At 68.7% G+C, this 18,381-nt stretch carries 19 protein-coding genes; 1 reads left to right on the forward strand and 18 read right to left on the reverse strand.

From position 1 onward, the window contains the following. Positions 1–7: 7 nt before the first annotated feature. The 15 genes from BLU81_RS24270 to BLU81_RS24340 form a co-directional block, all read right to left on the reverse strand. On the reverse strand, positions 8–838 hold the full coding sequence (locus BLU81_RS24270; RefSeq protein WP_092546774.1) for an LLM class flavin-dependent oxidoreductase: 831 nt from the start codon (positions 836–838) through the stop codon (positions 8–10). After that, positions 835–2,418: a glycosyltransferase family 2 protein gene (locus BLU81_RS24275; RefSeq protein WP_092546775.1), complete on the reverse strand. Its 1,584-nt coding sequence runs from the start codon at positions 2,416–2,418 to the stop codon at positions 835–837. Before BLU81_RS24275 ends, BLU81_RS24270 begins: the two co-directional genes overlap by 4 nt. Continuing rightward, positions 2,399–3,181: an inositol monophosphatase family protein gene (locus BLU81_RS24280; RefSeq protein ID WP_092546776.1), complete on the reverse strand. Its 783-nt coding sequence runs from the start codon at positions 3,179–3,181 to the stop codon at positions 2,399–2,401. Before BLU81_RS24280 ends, BLU81_RS24275 begins: the two co-directional genes overlap by 20 nt. Beyond that, complete coding sequence (locus tag BLU81_RS24285) at positions 3,178–4,233, reverse strand: glycosyltransferase (RefSeq protein WP_092546777.1); 1,056 nt, start codon at positions 4,231–4,233, stop codon at positions 3,178–3,180. Before BLU81_RS24285 ends, BLU81_RS24280 begins: the two co-directional genes overlap by 4 nt. After that, positions 4,226–5,290, reverse strand: a complete 1,065-nt coding sequence (locus BLU81_RS24290; protein WP_092546778.1) for a zinc-dependent alcohol dehydrogenase — start codon at positions 5,288–5,290, stop codon at positions 4,226–4,228. Before BLU81_RS24290 ends, BLU81_RS24285 begins: the two co-directional genes overlap by 8 nt. Then, on the reverse strand, positions 5,287–6,540 hold the full coding sequence (locus tag BLU81_RS24295) for an aspartate aminotransferase family protein (RefSeq protein ID WP_092546779.1): 1,254 nt from the start codon (positions 6,538–6,540) through the stop codon (positions 5,287–5,289). Before BLU81_RS24295 ends, BLU81_RS24290 begins: the two co-directional genes overlap by 4 nt. 263 nt (positions 6,541–6,803) lie before the next feature. Continuing rightward, positions 6,804–7,559 carry a maleylpyruvate isomerase family mycothiol-dependent enzyme gene (locus BLU81_RS24300; RefSeq protein ID WP_092546780.1) on the reverse strand — a complete coding sequence of 252 codons (756 nt, stop codon included), beginning with the start codon at positions 7,557–7,559 and terminating at the stop codon, positions 6,804–6,806. 73 nt (positions 7,560–7,632) lie between these two features. Continuing rightward, on the reverse strand, positions 7,633–8,052 hold the full coding sequence (locus tag BLU81_RS24305) for a metal-sulfur cluster assembly factor (RefSeq protein ID WP_373873276.1): 420 nt from the start codon (positions 8,050–8,052) through the stop codon (positions 7,633–7,635). 199 nt (positions 8,053–8,251) lie between these two features. Next, on the reverse strand, positions 8,252–8,707 hold the full coding sequence (gene sufU, locus BLU81_RS24310) for a Fe-S cluster assembly sulfur transfer protein SufU (RefSeq protein ID WP_092557572.1): 456 nt from the start codon (positions 8,705–8,707) through the stop codon (positions 8,252–8,254). Further along, positions 8,704–9,933, reverse strand: coding sequence for a cysteine desulfurase (locus BLU81_RS24315; RefSeq protein ID WP_092546782.1), 1,230 nt, complete (start codon positions 9,931–9,933; stop codon positions 8,704–8,706). Before BLU81_RS24315 ends, sufU begins: the two co-directional genes overlap by 4 nt. A gap of 11 nt (positions 9,934–9,944) precedes the next feature. Next, the gene (gene sufC, locus BLU81_RS24320; protein ID WP_092546783.1) at positions 9,945–10,703 is read right to left on the reverse strand and encodes a Fe-S cluster assembly ATPase SufC; all 759 of its coding nucleotides are present in this window, start codon (positions 10,701–10,703) and stop codon (positions 9,945–9,947) included. Then, a complete protein-coding gene (locus tag BLU81_RS24325) occupies positions 10,700–11,032 on the reverse strand; it encodes a Rieske (2Fe-2S) protein (protein ID WP_092546784.1) in 333 nt (110 codons plus the stop codon). The genes sufC and BLU81_RS24325 overlap by 4 nt, the downstream gene beginning before the upstream one ends. Next, positions 11,032–12,159 carry a Fe-S cluster assembly protein SufD gene (sufD, locus tag BLU81_RS24330; protein ID WP_092546785.1) on the reverse strand — a complete coding sequence of 376 codons (1,128 nt, stop codon included), beginning with the start codon at positions 12,157–12,159 and terminating at the stop codon, positions 11,032–11,034. The genes BLU81_RS24325 and sufD overlap by 1 nt, the downstream gene beginning before the upstream one ends. 43 nt (positions 12,160–12,202) lie before the next feature. Beyond that, positions 12,203–13,624 (reverse strand): Fe-S cluster assembly protein SufB, encoded by a 1,422-nt coding sequence (gene sufB, locus BLU81_RS24335; RefSeq protein WP_092546786.1) that lies wholly within the window; start codon positions 13,622–13,624, stop codon positions 12,203–12,205. Further along, entirely contained in the window at positions 13,621–14,346 is a 726-nt protein-coding gene (locus BLU81_RS24340) for a helix-turn-helix transcriptional regulator (RefSeq protein ID WP_092546787.1), read from the reverse strand. Before BLU81_RS24340 ends, sufB begins: the two co-directional genes overlap by 4 nt. A gap of 159 nt (positions 14,347–14,505) precedes the next feature. On the opposite strand from BLU81_RS24340, the gene BLU81_RS24345 reads away from it, so the two are divergent. Then, entirely contained in the window at positions 14,506–15,474 is a 969-nt protein-coding gene (locus tag BLU81_RS24345) for a COX15/CtaA family protein (RefSeq protein WP_231953490.1), read from the forward strand. Positions 15,475–15,895: 421 nt separating this feature from the next. Here the strand turns inward: BLU81_RS24345 and BLU81_RS24350 are convergent, their stop codons facing one another. The 3 genes from BLU81_RS24350 to BLU81_RS24360 form a co-directional block, all read right to left on the reverse strand. Next, positions 15,896–16,774, reverse strand: coding sequence for an ATP-grasp domain-containing protein (locus BLU81_RS24350; protein WP_092546788.1), 879 nt, complete (start codon positions 16,772–16,774; stop codon positions 15,896–15,898). Next, a complete protein-coding gene (locus BLU81_RS24355) occupies positions 16,774–17,067 on the reverse strand; it encodes a hypothetical protein (RefSeq protein ID WP_092546789.1) in 294 nt (97 codons plus the stop codon). Before BLU81_RS24355 ends, BLU81_RS24350 begins: the two co-directional genes overlap by 1 nt. A gap of 199 nt (positions 17,068–17,266) precedes the next feature. Continuing rightward, the gene (locus BLU81_RS24360) at positions 17,267–18,226 is read right to left on the reverse strand and encodes a heme o synthase (RefSeq protein ID WP_373873277.1); all 960 of its coding nucleotides are present in this window, start codon (positions 18,224–18,226) and stop codon (positions 17,267–17,269) included. Positions 18,227–18,381: the final 155 nt, after the last annotated feature.

The raw sequence follows: 18,381 nt of genomic DNA on the forward strand, positions 1-18,381 counted from the left end.
AGAGAGATCAGAGGGACAGGCCCGCCACGAACCGGAGGAAGCCTTCCGGGTCGGGGTCGTCGGGGGTGGGCTGCAGGACGACGGTGTCGGCTCCGGCGGAAGCCCAGCGCCGGACCTGCTCGGTGATGGCGGCGGCGTCCCCGGCGACAGCCCGGTCGTCGAGGGTGGGGTAACTCCAGCGGACCCGTTCGCGTTCCAGTCGTTCGGCCGCGTCCGCGCCGGTGGCGGCGTGCAGGTAGACCACGAGCTGCCCGTCGCCGAGGGTTTCCCGGGCGGCCCGCACCTGGCCGGGGGTGGTGCCGCCGGCCAGGATGACACCGTCACCGGCGGTGGCGGCGAGTTCCAGGGTGCGGGGTGCGGAAGCGCCGACCAGGATCGGGACGAAACTCTCCGGCGGCCAGTCCAGGGCGACCCCGTCGAGTTGGACGTACCGGCCGGCCGTGGTGACCCGGTCACCGTCCAGCAGGCCCCGCAGTGCGGTGACGTGTTCCCGGAGCAGCGTCATCGGTGACTTGACCCGGGCGCCGACCTGGCCCATCCAGTCCTGCACGCCGTGGCCGACGCCGATCTGGACGCGGCCTGGGAAGAGCCGGTGCAGGGTGGCCAGTTCCATCGCGGTGAGGGCGACGTTGCGCAGCGGCACCGGGAGCAGTCCGACACCGACGCGCAGCCGGCTGCTCCAGGCGAGGGCGGCCGACGCGGTGGCCACCCCGCCGCCGAGGAAGCAGTCCTCCCAGAGCCACAGCTCGGCCAGGCCCGCTTCGTCGGCGGTGCGGACCAGGTCGTGGAAGCGTTCCGGGGGCAGTTGCGGCAGGCACACGGCTCCGATGACGGTCATGCCGGTACGTGTTCCCGATCCGGGCCGGAGGCAATCCGACGGTACAGCTGTTCCGGTTCGAGGTGGGTGTACCAGGGGGTGACCAGACGGCGTTCGTAGCGTTCCATCCCGATCAGGAAGAACACCGCGTAGCCGGTGCTGATCGCCAGGGACGCGGCGGCCCAGGCGGCGATGACGACGTGTTCGCCCTGCACGAGGCGGGTCACCGCGAAGCCGAGGGCGGACAGTTCGACCAGCGTGAAGATCCGGTAGGCCCATTTCAGGCGGGCGTCGGCGGTGCGCAGCCCGCGTTTCTGGGTGACGCCGAACTGCCGTTCACCGAACAGGGCCGCGGGCAGGGCGGCGAGCATCGGCAGGGTGTCCGCGACGGCGAACGCCTCACTGTGCAGCAGGTGGTAGTGGCCACGGCCGAACCGGACCACGGTGTAGATCGAGAAGACGGTGAAGGCGAGAAAGGCAAAACCATAGATGGCGTACGGGCCCCGCACCTGCGCCACGCCGGTGGTGAGCGCCGCGACCGGGATGATCAGGTAGAGCATCCGGTTCAGTCCCTGGAAGTGGGCGACCATGGCGCTCAGGTAGTTGAGCCGCTGGTGGATCGTCAGCCCGCGGATGCGCAGTGGCGAGTCGGCGTGCCGCAGCAGCAGGTGCAGACTGCCGATCGCCCACCGGCGCCGGGTGCCGTAGTACTGCCGCAGATTGTCGACCTCCAGGCCGTACGCCAAGGGTTCTTCGAGGTAGACCGACTTCCAGCCGTGGGCGTGCATCCGCATCGAGGTGTGGATGTCCTCGGTGGAGGTGTCCTCGGCGAATCCGCCGACCGAGTCCAGTGCGGACTGTCGCAGCATCGCCGACGTACCGGTGTAGATGGCGCTGTTGGTGCTGTTCTTGGTGGGTTGCACGCCGCCGTAGAACATCTCCTGCTCGTGCCAGGCGCTGTCGGAGCCGCCGCGGCGGCGGAAGGTGAACGATTCGGTGTTGTAGAACGACTGCGGCGACTGGACGACGGCCACACCGGGGTCGTCGAAGTAGCCGAGGGTCCGTTCGATGAACTCGGGCAGCGGGATGTGGTCGGCGTCCAGGGTGATCACGAACTCGGCGTCGGTGATCCGCAGCCCGTGGTTGAGGTTGCCGGCTTTGGCACCCTCACTGCTGGTCCGGGGCAGGTAGCGGGCGCCGAGCCGGGCCGCCATCGCCCGGATCTCGGCGCGGTCGCCGTCGTCCAGCACGATCACGTCGCGGACACCGCGGACCCGGAGCGCCCCGATGACTGTCGGTTCGAGGACCGGCAGCGGCTCGTTGACGGTCGGCACCAGGATGTCGACGCTGCTCATGACCGGCAGGTCCACGGTGCGGGGCACCGGGCGGGTGCTGTGGCGCAGCGACACCACGAAGATGGTCGTCGTCACCACGGCGAACATCTCGGCGGCCCAGGCGAGCGGGCCGTACCAGACGTCCCAGTTGACGACAGCGGTCCGCCAGACGGCGAAGATCGGGACGAGGGTGAGGAAGACGACGAACAGCACCCGCAGTCGCGGCGGGTCCCGGTCGAGAATCTGTTCAACGCGGTACGGCGTCATGGAATGTCCCGTCGGAGAGAAGAAGTGCGGTCAGGGCCGGGCCGGCGGCCAGTACTCCGGAGCCCAGCGGAACGACGGTCGCTCCCGCCTCCGCCGCGATCAGCGCGCCGGCGGCGAAGTCCCAGGGGGCGAGTTCGTCCTCGTAGTAGGCGTCGCAACGGCCGGCGGCGAGCCAGCAGAGTTCCAGGGCGGCGCTGCCGTGGCTGCGGATGTCGCGGATCCGGGGCAGCAGCGCCACGACGGTCGCCGCCTGCCGTGCCCGGGACGACGGCTGATAGGCGAAACCGGTCGTCACCAGCGCCCGGTCGAGCGGCACCGGATCGTTGACCCGGATCGGGTCGCCGTTGAGACGGGCGCCCCGGCCACGGGCCGCGGTGAACGTCTCCGAACGCGACGGGTCGTGGACGACTCCCACGACGGTCCGCCAGGTACCGTCCGGGAGCTGCTGTTCCGCCGCGATGCTGACGGTGACGTGCGGTGACCCGTACAACAGGTTGGTGGTGCCGTCGACCGGATCGACCACCCACCGCAACCCGGACGTCCCGGCCCGCGCCCCGCCCTCCTCCCCGAGCAGGCCGTCGTGCGGGCGGGCCGCGGCGAGGTAGGCGATGATCGCCGCCTCGCTCGCCAGATCGACTTCGGTCACGTGGTCGGTGCCGCTGGACTTGTGGCCGATCGCGCGGACCGTTCCGGCGGCCCGGATCACCCGCCCGCCGTCCCGGGCCGCGTGCACGGCGACGTCGAGCAGTTCGTCGAGGATCACCGCGAAGCCGTCACACGGCGGACTTCGGCGAGGACCTTCTCGCGGTACGGCGACGGCAACGCGGTGATCGGGTCCAGCACCCGGACCCGGTCGATACTGCCGTCCTCGAACGGCAGCGCCAGCCCGAGCAGCGGCAGAACCTCAGCCCCACCGAAAGCCCCGCCGGCCGGCACGCCGACCACCAGCTCGGAATCCCCGGTCAGCACGACGCCGAGGGTCCCGGCCGCCGTGCCGCGCAGGGCGAGGTAATGCTCGTTGGCCTCGAAGTCCCCGAACGCGCAGGCCAACTCGACGTCCAGGGCCGGCCATTTGCGCAGGAAGTACCGGTAGTTGGGGCCCTCGCTGCGCTTGTTCGCCGCGACGCTGCGCACGTGCGGCAGGTGCACGCCGAAGAAGTCGCGGCCCATCACGATCGGGGTTCCGGAGCGCGCCACCCGGTAGGCCCATTCCAGGTCCTCGACGCCGTAGCCGTGGAACCCGGGATCGAACTCTCCGGTCTCGGCACGCGGCAGGGCGATCAGGGCCGTCCACGCGAACGACCAGGGGATCACGTGCGCAGCGGTCATCCGCGGGTCCTGGTCGCCGGTGCCGGTGGTCTGCAGGTCGTCGAGGACTTTGCGGTAGTGCTCGTAGGGCAGCGTGGTGACTTCGGTGACGTCACCGGTGTTGTTGTCGTAGTTGATCATCTGGCCGACCACGCAGGCGCGTTGCCCGTACCGGAAATGGCTGGTCCACAGGTTTTCCAAGGATCGTGCGGGCAGGACCATGTCGACGTCCATCAGCACCACGACCGCGCCGGAGGCCTGCCGCAGGGCCAGGTTGCGGGCGGCGCCGACCTGCCAGGGCCGGCTCGACGTCACGGTGACGACGTCGAGGCGGCCGGCGAACTCCCGGCTGATCGCGGCGTGTTCCCCGCTGTCGTCGAGGACGCCGAGCACGACCTCGAACTCGTCGGCGGGCAGCGTCTGATCGGCCAGTGCGGCGAGGGCGAGCCGAAGATTTCCGGGCCGGTTCCGGTACGGGATGACAAGGCTGATCTTGCGGTCACTCATCGAGGTCGCCCGGGGCGATCAGCACCTTGCAGCTCGCCTGGTCGGCCGGACCGAACCGCCGTCCGTCCACATCGCACCCCAGGGCCGCGAAACCGGTCTTGAAGTCGTCGAGCGGGATCACGTGGCTGACCAGGCGTTCGGCCGGGATCCGGCCGGTGGTGATCAGGTGGAACGCCTCGTCGAAGGAGCCGTGCAGCGAGTCGATCGACCCGATGATCGACAGGCTCCGATCGGCGAGCAGCATCGTGTCGATCGCGGCAGATCTTTCCTTCAAACCGATCGACATGTACGTGCCACCGGGCGCGAGCTGCGGGAACAGTTCCTCCAGCAGTGCCGAGGTGGTGTCGACGACGATGTCGAGGGGCGCGTCCGGGTCGTTGAAGTATTTGCTGCGGGCCTCCTCCAGTGACGCGTAGGCGGCGGTGCCGTCGGGCAGCCGGTCGCGGGCGAACTCCAGGCGGGCCGGCGAGTGCTCGATCACGACCGGGGTCAGGCCCTTGAGCGAGAGCACCCAGGTGTAGAGCAGGCCGAGCGGGCCGGCGCCGAAGACGTAGGTGAACGCGCTCAGCGACGGCGGCTGCAGTTTGCGGGCGCCGGCCACCACGCAGCTCAGCGGCTCGGTCAGGGCGGCGGCCCGCAGCGACACGTCGTCCGGGACGCGGTGCACGAACGCCGAGGTGGTGCGGTAGCGGCCGGCGTAGGCGCCGTCGTAGCTGACACCGCTCTCGGTGCCGTGTTTGTTGACGCAGTGGTTGATCCGCTGGGTGCGGCACATCCGGCAGCGCCCGCAGTACGGCGTCGGGTTGATCACCACCCGGTCCCCGACGGTGACGCCGGTGACGGCCGGGCCGGTCTCGGCGATGATGCCGCTGGCCTCGTGGCCGAGGGTGACGCCGGGGACCGCGACCGGGTAGGACCCGGAGACGATGCCGAGGTCGGTGCCGCAGACGCCGCAGAACTTGATGTCGACGACCACGTCGTCGTCGCCGATCACGTGCAGATCGGGGATCTCGGTCAGCTCGACGTCCCAGGGGGCGCGGTATTTGAGGGCTTTCACGGTCGCGTGGCCTCCTTCTGATAGTCGTGCAGGGTGTCGCGCAGGCGGCTGAGCAGGTCGTCGACCTGGGCGGTGGTGATGATCAGCGGCGGGCGGACCTTGACGGTGTTGCCGAATCCGTAGCGGCTGCCGCGCAGGATCAGGCCGTGCCGGCGGCCCAGGGCGATGAACTCCTCGACGTCGACGCTGGTCGGCAGGTCGAACGCCTGCATCAGGCCGACACCGCGGACCCCGGTCATCTCCGGGAACGTGCGGGCGAGGGTGTGCAGGCCGCGGAGCAGCCGGTCCCCGGAGACGGCCACGGTGTCCAGGACGTGGTGGCTCCGGATGTACTTGACCGTCTCCTCCAGCGCGACCAGCGCGAGGGGGTTGGCACCGGAGGTGCTGGAGTGCTCCCACTGTTCGAGGACGTCGAGTTCGGGGCGCATCAGCACACCGGCGACCGGGATGCCGACGCCGCCGGCGCCCTTGGCGAAGGTGATGACGTCCGGGCGCAGGTCGGCGGCGTAGCCGGTGGAGGCGAAGAACGATCCGGTCCGCCCGAAGCCGGTCTGCACCTCGTCGGCGATGATCAGGATGCCGAGCCGGTCACAGGTCTCGCGCAGTACCCGGTAGTAGTCGCGGGGCGGCACGATGTTGCCGCCGTTGCCCATGATCGGTTCGACGACCACTGCCGCGACCCGTCCGCTGGACGCGTACTCCACGAAGTCCTCGAGCCGGCGGGCGCACATCATCGCGCAACTGCCGGGTGTCTGGCCGTAGAAGCAGTTCGCGCAGTCCGGGCCGGGAATCTTGACGGAATGTGCCATCGGTAAGGAGAAACTGCGGTTCCGGAATGCGTTTCCGGACACTCCGGTGGTGGCCACGGTCTGGCCGTGATGCGACAGGAACAGCGAGAATATGTCGGATCGGCCGGTCGCTTTCTGCGCGATTCTGATCGCCGCCTCGTTGGCGCCGGATCCGGTGATGTCGCGGAACCAGAACGCCCCGATATGGGCGGGCAGATCCGGACGCATCAGCTCGAAGATCTCCGCTGATCGCGAGCGGGTGAATTCGGAGGAGAGATGGACGATTCGGTCGAGTTGCCCGTGCAGGGCCTCGATGATCTCCGGGGCCGAGTAGCCGAGGGAGACATTGAAGGTCCCGGACGCGCAGTCGATGAATCGTTCACCACGAACGTGCAGGTAGATACCGTCGCCGACATAGTCCGGCAGGCCGGTGAGCGGCTTGGGGACGGTGCTCGAGGTCATCGCTGGCCTTCCTGGTGGAATCGCTCCCATGACGTCGGCTCCACAGTGGCCGGTAATGCCGCGAAGCGTCAACCCTGAACCGGTTAAGTTCTGGCACGAAAAGCACCTGAGCTGCCCGCATTGACGAGTGTGCGCTTAGTCACGGAGCGTTTTCGATTCCCGGATGTCGCCGCCAGGTTTCCGGAATGATGAGGAAGAATTGCCGACCGATTAAAAAAGAAACGCGGACCGGAGAACCGGCCCGCGTCGGACAATTACGACGATCAGTCCGAGTTGCTCCAGACAGTGAGCTGCTCGGCGACCGAACGATCACCGTCCACTCGGACCGCGGAAAGCGGAATACGGCAGTAGAGAGCCAGCACCAGATCACTCGCCGTGGCCTGCACCCGGGTCACCGGCTCACCGCTGGCGGCCGGGCCCTGTCTCGCGCCCACCGGCGACAGATCCAGCGTCCACGACGGGCCCTCGACGGCATGGAACCCGACCCGGGCCGGACGATGCGGCCACGCCCCGAGCGAACCCAGACCCACCGACAGGAACTCGCCCACCCCGTCGACCGCCACCGCGGCGGGCAGCGGCTCCGGCCGGCCGATGGTCTCCTGCGCGTCATAGGCGTGCACCGCCGCCTCCTGCACCTGATGCCGGGCCACCGCGCCGGCCGTCAACGGCGCCCCCGAACCGGCCCACCACGCCCAGCTCGGATCCTCCGGGCCGGCGTCCCGCAACGCCGCCAGCAGCAGAGCGGTCGACGCGGCCGACCACTCCAGCAGATCGCCGTGCGGCTCCCGGTCACCGATCCGCTCAGGCGCGGGCGGCCGGCTGTCGTCGGCCTCGGAGACCGTGGCGGCCCAGAACCGGTGCACCGCCCCCAGATGGGCGACCAGGTCGGTGAGCGACCAGTCCGGGCAGCCGGGCACCCGGGCGGTGCGATCGGGTGCCGCGGCGACGGCCTCCCGCAGGGCCGCGGACCGGTTCTCGATCAGCGACAGCAGTTCAGGGAACGGCGGAGTCGAAGTCATGCCCGGTTTCTACCACCGGGGTACGACACAGGGCGGCGCGTTCAATGAACGCACCGCCCTGGAGACGTACTACTCAGACGTTGAAACCCAAAGCCCGGAGCTGGTCCCGGCCATCGTCGGTGATCTTGTCGGGGCCCCACGGCGGCAGCCACACCCAGTTGATCCGGAAGTCCTGGACCAGCCCGCCACCGGGGCCGGTCGTCAGCGCCTGCCGGGTCTGGTCCTCGATCACGTCGGTCAGCGGACACGCCGCCGACGTCAGCGTCATGTCGATGGTGACCACGTTCTCGTCGTCCACGTGGCTGCCGTAGACGAGGCCCAGGTCGACGACGTTGATCCCCAGCTCGGGATCGACGACATCCTTCATCGCCTCCTCGACCTCGGCGAGCGTCGCCTTCTTACCGGTGAACGGCACAGCGGCCGCCACCGGCTCGGCGTCCGGAACCGCCACCACGGCCGACGGGTCGGCCTCAGCGGTCGGCGACACACTCACCGACGGCGCCTTCACCGGATCACCGGCTTCGACGGCGGCGGCCCGTTCATCGGCCAGCCAGTCCGGAACCTCTTCGCCCGCACCGGGTGCGGCGCCGGAGGCCGGGGCCGAGGCCACCGTCCTCGCGGTATCGGTCAGTTCACTCATGCTCTGCCTCCCTGAGCACGCCCGCCGCCGGAATGCCGCCCGGCGAGGACAGTCACGCCTTCACTTCTGGGCTCATGCCCACATCCACACCGGCGCGCGCCGCGGCGTCCTTGAACGCCATCCACGGCAGCAGCGCACATTTCACCCGGGCCGGGAACTTGGCGACCCCGGCGAAGGCGATGCCGTCACCGAGCACGTCCTCATCCGGTTCGACCTGGCCACGGCTCTGCATCAGCTCCACGAACGCGTGGTGGATCTCCGCGGCCCGCCCGAGCTGCTCCCCCTGGACCAGCTCGTGCAACACCGAAGCCGAAGCCTGGCTGATCGAACAACCCAGCCCGTCGTACGAGATCTCGGAAAGATCCGCCGAGACCCGCACGGTGATCTCGTCGCCGCACGTCGGGTTGACGTGGTGCGCCTCCCCGTCGAACGGGTCCCGCAGACCACGACCGTGCGGGTTCTTGTAGTGATCGAGGATGATCTCCTGGTACAGACCGTCGAGCATCAGCCGAACACCTTCTTCACCTGGTCGAGACCGCGCACCAGGGCGTCGATCTCGTCCGTCGTCGTGTAGAGGTAGAACGAGGCCCTGGTCATGGCCGGCACACTGAACCGTGAGCACACCGGCCGCGCGCAATGATGCCCCACCCGCACCTCGACGCCGAGCGCGTCCAAGATCTGTCCCACATCGTGCGGGTGTACCCCGTCGACGCCGAACGACACCGTGCCACCACGACCCTCCACGGTGGCCGGACCGAAGATCCGCACCCCGGGTACCGACTGGAGCGCGTCCAGCGCGTACCGCGTGATGTCCTGCTCGTGCTGGTGGATCGTCTCCATACCCAGCCCGGTCAGGTAGTCCACGGCCGCGCCCAGACCGATCGCCTCGGTGATCGGCGGGGTGCCCGCCTCGAACCGCGCGGGCGGCGCGGCGAAGGTGGTGCCGGTCATCGTGACGGTCTCGATCATCGAGCCGCCGGACAGGAACGGCGGCATCTCCGCCAGCAGAGCGCCCCGGCCCCACAGCACACCGATACCGGTCGGGCCGAGCATCTTGTGGCCGGTGAACGCGATCAGGTCGGCGCCCAGCGTGCGCACGTCGACCGGCAGGTGCGGCACCGACTGTGAACAGTCCAGCATCAGCAGCGCACCCTGCTGACGGGCGCGGGCCGAGATGCGGGACACGTCGTTGACCGTGCCGAGCACGTTCGACATGTGCACCACGGAGACGATCTTCGTACGCTCGTTGATCAGCTCGTCGAGATTCGACTCGTCGAGCCGGCCCTCGTCGGTGATGCCGAACCAGCGCAGCGTGGCACCGGTCCGCTCACACAGCAGCTGCCACGGGACCAGGTTGGAATGGTGCTCCATCTCGGAGATCACCACCTCGTCCCCGGGCCCCAGGCGCAACATCTGACCCAGCGAGTACGCGGCCAGGTTGATGCCTTCGGTGGAGTTCTTGGTGAACACCACCTCGTCCGGGCTCACCGCGCCGATGAACGCGGCGATCCGGGCCCGGGCACCCTCGTAGGCCTCGGTGGACTCGGTGCCCAGCGTGTGCACGGAACGGGACACGTTGGCGTTGAACCGCTCCTGGTGCGCGCGCATGACGTCGAGCACCTGCACCGGCTTCTGCGAGGTGTTGGCGCTGTCCAAGTAGACCAGCGGGTGGCCGTTCACCTCCCGCTCGAAGATCGGGAAGTCCTTGCGCACCCGCGCGACGTCAAAGGTCATGACTGAACTCCTCAGGCCTTGGTGAGGAACTTCTCGTAACCCTCGACCTCGAGCCGCTCGGCCAGCTCGGAGCCGCCCTCTTCGACGATCTTGCCGCCGACGAAGACGTGCACGAAGTCGGGCTTGATGTAGCGGAGGATCCGGGTGTAGTGGGTGATCAGCAGGAAGCCGGTCTCACCGGTCTCGCGGACCCGGTTGACACCCTCGGAGACGATCCGGAGCGCGTCGATGTCGAGGCCGGAGTCGGTCTCGTCGAGGATCGCGACCTTCGGCTTGAGCAGCTCGAGCTGCATGATCTCGTGCCGCTTCTTCTCACCGCCGGAGAAACCCTCGTTGACGTTGCGCTGCGCGAACGCCGGGTCCATCTGCAGCTTCTCCATGGCACCGCGCAGCTCGCCGGCCCAGGTGCGCAGCTTCGGCGCCTCACCGTCGATCGCGGTCTTCGCGGTCCGCAGGAAGTTCGCCACCGAGACACCGGGAACCTCGACCGGGTACTGCATGGCCAGGAAGAGACCGGCCCGCGCGCGCTCGTCGACACTCAGTTCGAGCACGTCGACGCCGTCCAGGGTCACCGAGCCGCCGGTGATCTCGTACTTCGGGTGGCCCGCGATCGAGTAGGCGAGGGTCGACTTACCGGAGCCGTTCGGGCCCATGATGGCGTGCGTCTCGCCCGCCTTCACGGTCAGGTCGACGCCGTTCAGGATCGGCTTCAGCTCGCCCTCCGGCAGCTTCACCGACACCTGCAGGTCGCGGATCTCCAGAGTGCTCACGGCTCTACTCCATTGCTAGGAATCGTCGAAACGTAGATGTCGCCGTCGCGGATCTCGACGGGATAGACCGCCACCGGGTCGATGGCAGGCGGTCCGGAGGGCTCACCGGTTCGCAGGTCGAACCGGGAGCCGTGCAACCAGCACTCCAGCGCACACCCGTCCACCTCCCCCTCGGAGAGAGCCACCGAGGCGTGGCTGCACTCGTCGCGAACGGCGTAGAACTGATCGTCGTCGGCATGGACGATCGCGACCTCGACCCCGTCGACCTCCACCTGGAGGGCGGTGCCCTTCGCGACGTCCGTCACCGAACCGACGTTCTCGAAAGTCATTACTGACCGGCCTCGACCAGACGGGACTCGATCACGTCCCCGAGCCGCTCACGCAGCTCCTCGACCGGGATCTTGTTGATCAGCTCGGCGAAGAAGCCACGAACCACCAGCTTGCGCGCCTCACCCTCGGGGATGCCCCGCGCCATCAGGTAGAACAGCTGCTCGTCGTCGAACCGGCCGGTCGCGCTGGCGTGCCCGGCACCGGCGATCTCCCCGGTCTCGATCTCCAGGTTCGGCACCGAGTCGGCGCGCGCCCCGTCGGTGAGAAGCAGGTTCCGGTTGATCTCGTACGTGTCGGTGCCGGTCGCCGTGGCCCGGATCAGCACGTCGCCGACCCAGACGGTGTGCGCCGACGAACCCTGCAGCGCGCCGCGGTAACCCACGTAGCTCCGGCAGTCCGGGGCCACGTGGTCGACCAGCTGACGGTGCTCCTGGTGCTGGCCGGCGTCGGCGAAGTAGAGACCCCACAGCTCGGCGTCACCACCGCGGCCCGCGTACTCCACGCTGGTGAACTGGCGCACCAGGTCGCCACCGAGGGTGACCTGCAGGTGCACGACCCGGGAGTCCCGGCCGACCTTCAGCTTCACGTGCTGGGCCTGAACCGCGTCCCGGTCCCACTCGGCCAGCGTGACGAACGTCAGCTGAGCGCTGTCGCCGGTCACCACCTCGATGTTGTCGGCGAGGGTGACCGTGCCGGTCTGCTGCAGGATGATCGTCGCCTTGGCGAACGCGCCCACCTTGACGAAGGTGCGCGCGGCCGCCGCGTCACCGCCCTTGCCGACCAGCCGGATCACCACCGGCTCGGCGAGCTCCGCCTCGGCCGCCACCTCGATCACGGTGACGCCGGCGGCCGACCCGTAGGCCAGGGCGCTGACCCGGTCGAACGGGGTCAGCACCGCCTCGACGTCGTCGGCCGTCGACACCGTCACGCCGGCCGGGAGATCCCCGAACTCCACGGACGGGGCGGCACCGGTCAGCTCGGTGGCCTTGACCAGGTCACGCAGCCGCTTCAGCGGGGTGAAACGCCACTCCTCCTCCAGGCCGTTGAGGGCCGGGAAGTCGGCGACGTCGAAGGAGCGCAGCACCTGCGACTTGGTGCTCGGCGGGGCGATGGCCTCGGTAGTCATTTCTTCCTTTTAGTCCGCTTCTTGAGAATGGCCCGGGCTGAGGTCAGCCCACGGCCCCTTCCATCTGGAGCTCGATGAGGCGGTTCAGCTCCAGGGCGTACTCCATCGGAAGCTCCTTGGCGATCGGCTCGATGAAGCCGCGAACGATCATCGCCATCGCCTCGTCCTCGGTCATTCCCCGGCTCATCAGGTAGAAGAGCTGGTCCTCGCTGACCTTGGAGACGGTCGCCTCGTGACCCATGTTGACGTCGTCCTCACGGATGTCGACATACGGGTACGTGTCCGACCGGGAGATCGTGTCGACCAGCAGCGCGTCACACTTGACCGTGCTCTTCGAGCTGGACGAACCCTCCAGAACCTGAACCAGGCCGCGGTACGACGTGCGGCCACCGCCCCGGGCGATCGACTTCGAGATGATCGTCGACGAGGTGTGCGGCGCGGCGTGCACCATCTTGGCACCCGAGTCCTGGTGCTGGCCCTCGCCGGCCATCGCGATCGACAGCACCTCACCCTTGGCGTACGGGCCGGTCATGTAGACCGCCGGGTACTTCATCGTCACCTTCGAGCCGATGTTGCCGTCGACCCACTCCATGGTCGCGCCCTCTTCACAGGTGGCGCGCTTGGTGACCAGGTTGTAGACGTTGTTCGACCAGTTCTGGATGGTCGTGTACCGCACCCGGGCGTTCTTCTTCACCACGATCTCGACGACCGCGGAGTGCAGCGAGTCCGACGAGTAGATCGGCGCGGTGCAACCCTCGACGTAGTGGATGTAGCTGCCCTCGTCGGCGATGATCAGGGTCCGCTCGAACTGGCCCATGTTCTCCGTGTTGATCCGGAAGTAGGCCTGCAGCGGGATGTCCACGTGCACGCCCTTCGGCACGTAGATGAACGAGCCACCGGACCACACGCTCGTGTTGAGCGCGGCGAACTTGTTGTCGCCGACCGGGATGACGGTGCCGAAGTACTCCTTGAAGAGTTCCTCGTGCTCCCGCAGCGCGGTGTCGGTGTCCAGGAACAGGACGCCCTGCTCCTCGAGGTCCTCACGGATCGCGTGGTAGACGACCTCCGACTCGTACTGCGCGGCGACGCCGGAGACCAGACGCTGCTTCTCCGCCTCGGGGATGCCGAGCTTGTCGTACGTCGCCTTGATGTCAGCGGGCAGGTCGTCCCACGTGGCGGCCTGCTTCTCGGTGGACCGCACGAAGTACTTGATGTTCTGGAAGTCGATACCGGTGAGGTCGGCGCCCCAGTGCGGCATCGGCTTGCGGTCGAACAGGCGCAGGCCCTTGAGGCGCAGGTCGAGCATCCACTGCGGCTCGCTCTTCAGCGCGGAGATGTTGCGCACCACGGCCTCGGACAGGCCGCGCTGAGCGAGCGCACCGGCGGTGTCGCTGTCAGCCCAGCCGTATTCGTACCGACCAAGAGCGGCGAGGTGCTCTTCCTGAGTGACGATCTGGTCAGTCATGTATCTGTCCTAACCGTGATTGCGGTGGTGCGAACGGCGAGGGCGGGGATGTGCGTGGTGCACACCCCGTCGCCGTGCGCGATGGTGGCGAGGCGCTGCACGTGAGTGCCGATGAGCCGGGAGATGACTTCGGTCTCGGCGTCGCACAGTTGAGGAAACTCGGCGGCCACGTGAGCCACCGGGCAATGCTGTTGACACAACTGCCCGCCGGACGCGATCGCCGATGCGTTGGCAGCGTAACCCTCGACCGTCAGCACCTCGGCGAGCGCCTCGGCGCGGGCGATCGGATCGGGCCCGGCCTCCTCGATCGCCGCCTGGCAGCGCTCCTCGAGAGCCTTGACCTGAGTCGCGGCGAAAGCCGAGACGGCCGCTGGACCGTGCTGCTGCGCGATCCAGCGCAGCGCGGCGGTGGCGAGACCGTCGTAGTGATGCGGATTGAGATCCTCGCGGGCGGCAGCCGTCAGCACGAAGGCCTTCGCCGGCCGGCCCCGACCTCGGGGCTTGCTCTGTCGCAGCTCACGCGTCTCGACCAGACGCTCGGCGAGCATCACGTCGAGATGCTTGCGGATCGCGGCCGGGCTCAGGCCGAGCGCGGCCCCGAGCTGGGCCGCGGTGGTGGCGCCGTGCTTCAGCAGAAGCTGCACGACCCGGTCACGGGTGCGCCCGTCGGTCGCGCCGGCCGGAGCCGGTGCGCCGATCTGGATCAGCACCTCGTTTTTCACTACTCCAACGTTACGTATTTACTCGGAGCCCTGCAAACCGGGGTCCGGTGATCCGTCCCACCAGCGTCCGGAGATCCGTTCCACCAAGCTCGGTGATCCGTTCCACCTGCGGGGAGAGCTGCGGAAACCACGATTCTCCGGCGAGCGTACGATCCCCCGGTGAAGTCCTCCGCTTTACTGGCCTCCCGTCCCGTTCGGTGGTGCGGCGACTCGCTGCGCGGCCTCGCCCTCGCCTCGCTGATCGCCAACATCGGGATCATCGTCACCGGCGCCGCGGTCCGCCTCACCGCCTCCGGCCTCGGCTGCCCCACCTGGCCCCGGTGCACCGACGAGTCCTACACGACCACCCCCGAGATGGGCATCAACGGCGCCATCGAGTTCGGCAACCGGCTGCTCACCTTCGTGCTCGTCGCCATCGCGGTCGCCTGCTTCGTGGGCGCGCTGGCCCGGCGCCGCCGCTCCCTGATCCGGCTCTCCGTCGCCATCGCGCTCGGCATCCCCGGTCAAGGCGTCATCGGTGGCATCACCGTGCTCACCAACCTCAACCCGTGGGTGGTCGGCCTGCACTTCATCCTGTCCGTCGCGCTGATCGCCGGGGCGTACGCGCTGTGGCGCCGCGTCGACCAGGGCGACAGTGAGCCGGTTCCGCTGGTCCCCGGCCCGATCCGGCACCTCGCGCTGGTCACCACCGCGGTCAGCTTCGCGGTCATCGCCGCCGGGGTGGTCGTCACCGGCAGCGGGCCGCACTCCGGGGACCACGGGGCCAAACGCAACGGGCTCGACCCCGACCGGATCTCCCAAGTCCACGCCGACCTGGTGTTCCTGCTGGTCGGGCTGACGGTGGCGTTGTGGTTCGCGTTGCGTGCGGTGGACGCGCCGCCGGCCGCGATCAAAGCCGCGGCGGTGCTGTTCTGGGTGGAGATGGGGCAGGGGCTGATCGGTTTCGTGCAGTACTTCACGCACCTGCCGGTGGCGCTGGTGGCCGCGCACATGCTCGGCTCCGGGCTGGTCTGGACTTCGACGCTGGCAGTGCTCTGGTCCTTGCGCACCCGCCCGCTTTCGGCCCTGTCCCCCACCCCTTCCCCACAGGCCACCCCCGCCCCAGCCCCAGTCCCCACCCCTCGCTGACCTTCGGCCAGCCGTAGCTCAGCCAGGTAATTCGGCTAGCCGTAGGTCAGCCAGGTTCTGGAGTGGTAGTTACCTGTCTGGTGTACGGCTCGGTCGGCCGAGCCGTACACCAGACAGGTAATCCGACCGCCATAACACCTCTCAGCTACGGCTAGCCGAGAAAACGGGGGTCGGGCTGGGCGTGGTGGGGCGCGGGAAGGCCGCCCGGGTATGGACGGCCTTCCACGGTTTGTGGCTGCGCCACGGGGCTGGCGAGGATCGCTGGCTTGTGGCCTTCACCAGGCGGGCGAGCGCCACAGGCTCGTGGCCTTCACCGGGCGAGCGACCACCGCCCGCTTGTGCCTCTACGCGGAGCGGGTGAGCACCGCTCCGCCTACGGCTCTGCGCCGGGCGGGCGACGGGCCGCCAGTTCGGTGGCTGCTCAGAGACGGGTGAGGATCGCGTCGGCCAGACGGTCGGCGGCGCCGGGTGCGGTCCGCAGGAACAGCGACGGCTCAGCCAGTTCCAGCTCGATCAGGGTAGGCGCGCCGTCCGGCCCCGGAATCAGGTCGACCCGGGCGTACAACAGCTGTTTGGTCCCGCCGGGAATCGTGGCGAGGACACGGGCGGCGAGGTCGAGTTCGGCCACCGACGGCTCCCGCGGGGTGATCCGCTCGGAGCCCACGTCGACCCGCCCGCCGCCGCCGGCGGTCAGCATCGCCGATTTGCGGATGCCGTGACTGAAGGTCAGTTCACCGGTGGCGTCCGGGATGCAGAGCACCGCGGTCTCCCCGGCGGTGTCCACCGCGGACAGGTATGGCTGGATCATCGCGGTCCGCCCGGCGGCGGTGAGCCGTTCCACGTGTGCCACGGCCAGGCCGGTCTGTCCGGGCAGCAGGTAGCGGCCGGTGTCCTGGCTGCCGGCGCTGACGGTCGGTTTGACGACCCATTCGCCTTCGGCTGCCGGGGTCCAGGTGTCACCGGGCCCGACGAACTCGGTGGGGATGACCGGGATCCCGGCCGCGGCGAGTTCGCTGAGGTACCGCTTGTCGGTGTTCCAGGCGATCACGCCGGCCGGGTTGGCCAGCCGTGGGACGGACCGGGCCCACGCCACGAACTGCTCGTGGCGCGCCGTGTAGTCCCACGGCGAGCGGATGACGGTGAGGTCGTAGGCGGCCCAGTCGGCTGCCGTGTCGTCCCACCGGACCGCGTCGACGGCCACCCCGCGGCCGCGTAGCGCGTCCCGCAGGGGGTGGTCGTCGTCCCACAGGTCGGGGAAGCCGGCCGAGGTCACCAGGGCGACCCGGGGTGGGGCGCCCATCAGCGGGCCATGCTCCGGCGTGACATCGAACGCCACAGGTCGTTGCTGGGGCGCATCTGCTCCATCAGCTCGCGCTCCCATTCGTTCTCCACCTTGACTCCCGCGTGGTCACAGGCCTCGCGGGCGACTCCGGTGTCGGGGGCGAACTGGTCGGACCACTCGCCGTCCTCTCCGACGAGGACGATGCGGGCGCCGCGCTTACCGACGTACTCGATCACCGCCTTGGCGCCGCCGTGTCCGGCGGCGAAGGACTTGATGTCGGAGGTCAGTGTCGTAACGGAACCTTCTGCCATGGTCCGCAGCCTAAGCACCCGGCGGCGAGGCCGGGGGGACTCCGCCCGGCTTTTGTGACTCCAATTACCAGCAGGTTTCAAAATTCGGTGCATTGTTTACAGCTGATTTCGGAGGTTTTGTCCCTGTACCGATTATCCGCCGTTTGAGTGACGGACAGTAACCGACACTAACGGCAATCCGGGCATCCTGTGCGTTGGGTCAGACCAGTGCGTCGATCGCGACGGCCATGAAGAGCACCGTGAGGTACGTGATGGAAAGGTGGAACAGGCGCATCGGTTTGACCGCGGCCCCGCCACCGGTCTGCCGTACCAGCCTGATCGACTCACCCAGGAAGATCGCGCCCATCACGACCGCCGTGACTCCGTAGATCGGCCCGAGCCCGAGCGGCCACGCCGCGAGCGAGGAGATCACGGTGAGGACGGTGTAGAGGATGATCTCGAAGTTGACCCGCTTCATCGACCGGACGACGGGGAGCATCGGGATACCGGCTCGCGCGTAGTCGTCCTTGTATTTGATGGCGAGCGCGTAGAAGTGCGGCATCTGCCAAAAGAAGACAATCGCGAAAAGCGCCCATGCCATCGGCGGGATCGAGTCGGTGACCGCCGCCCAGCCGATCACTACCGGCGCCGCGCCACACACTCCGCCCCAGAAGGTGTTCGCCGGGGTCCGCCGCTTCAGCCAGAGGGTGTAGACGACGTCGTAGTAGAAGATGGAGAACGCGGTGAGCGCGGTGGCCAACCAGTTGGTGAGAACCGCCATCAGCGCGACCGAGATCACAGACAGCGTCAGACCGAAGATCAGAACGGCCCGCGGAGTCAGCTGGTTCGCCGGCAGCGGCCGTCGTTTCGTGCGCCGCATCAACTGATCGATGTCACGGTCGATGTAGCAGTTCAGCACGCTCGCGCCGCCGCCGGCCAACGCGCCGCCGACGAGGACCGCCGTGAATGTCACCGGGTCAGGCCAGCCGCCGGCCGCCAGCATCATGGTCGGCACCGTGGTGACCAGGAGCAGTTCGACGATCTGCGGCTTGGTCAGGACGAGGTACGCCCGGAACACCGCGAGCCAGTGACGCGGGCCTCCGGTGCCGGGTTCGCGAACGGGGCGCTCAGCCGCGCCGGGCGTCCGCCGTAAGAGAGGACGCTCGGTGATCATGCTCACGGACAGCCACCTTCCGGCATCGCCTTTATTACGCGGCCGTTGCCGGGTACCCACCCGGCGGCTCGCCCGGACAGCCTACGCGCCGCCGTCTCCGCTGCTCGGGGCACCCGGCACGGGTGTAGACGGTCACACCCGTTGAACTGGCATGTCCGCTC

The organism is Actinoplanes derwentensis, from assembly GCF_900104725.1.
Lineage (GTDB): Bacteria > Actinomycetota > Actinomycetes > Mycobacteriales > Micromonosporaceae > Actinoplanes > Actinoplanes derwentensis.

Excerpts from the sequence above, each read along its gene's own strand:
- BLU81_RS24270 (WP_092546774.1), bottom strand. The coding sequence starts at position 838 with ATGACCGTCATCGGAGCCGTGTGCCTGCCGCAACTGCCCCCGGAACGC.
- BLU81_RS24275 (WP_092546775.1), bottom strand. The coding sequence starts at position 2,418 with ATGACGCCGTACCGCGTTGAACAGATTCTCGACCGGGACCCGCCGCGA.
- BLU81_RS24285 (WP_092546777.1), bottom strand. The coding sequence starts at position 4,233 with ATGAGTGACCGCAAGATCAGCCTTGTCATCCCGTACCGGAACCGGCCC.
- BLU81_RS24295 (WP_092546779.1), bottom strand. The coding sequence starts at position 6,540 with ATGACCTCGAGCACCGTCCCCAAGCCGCTCACCGGCCTGCCGGACTAT.
- BLU81_RS24300 (WP_092546780.1), bottom strand. The coding sequence starts at position 7,559 with ATGACTTCGACTCCGCCGTTCCCTGAACTGCTGTCGCTGATCGAGAAC.
- BLU81_RS24315 (WP_092546782.1), bottom strand. The coding sequence starts at position 9,933 with ATGACCTTTGACGTCGCGCGGGTGCGCAAGGACTTCCCGATCTTCGAG.
- BLU81_RS24325 (WP_092546784.1), bottom strand. The coding sequence starts at position 11,032 with ATGACTTTCGAGAACGTCGGTTCGGTGACGGACGTCGCGAAGGGCACC.
- sufD (WP_092546785.1), bottom strand. The coding sequence starts at position 12,159 with ATGACTACCGAGGCCATCGCCCCGCCGAGCACCAAGTCGCAGGTGCTG.
- sufB (WP_092546786.1), bottom strand. The coding sequence starts at position 13,624 with ATGACTGACCAGATCGTCACTCAGGAAGAGCACCTCGCCGCTCTTGGT.
- BLU81_RS24350 (WP_092546788.1), bottom strand. The coding sequence starts at position 16,774 with ATGGGCGCCCCACCCCGGGTCGCCCTGGTGACCTCGGCCGGCTTCCCC.
- BLU81_RS24355 (WP_092546789.1), bottom strand. The coding sequence starts at position 17,067 with ATGGCAGAAGGTTCCGTTACGACACTGACCTCCGACATCAAGTCCTTC.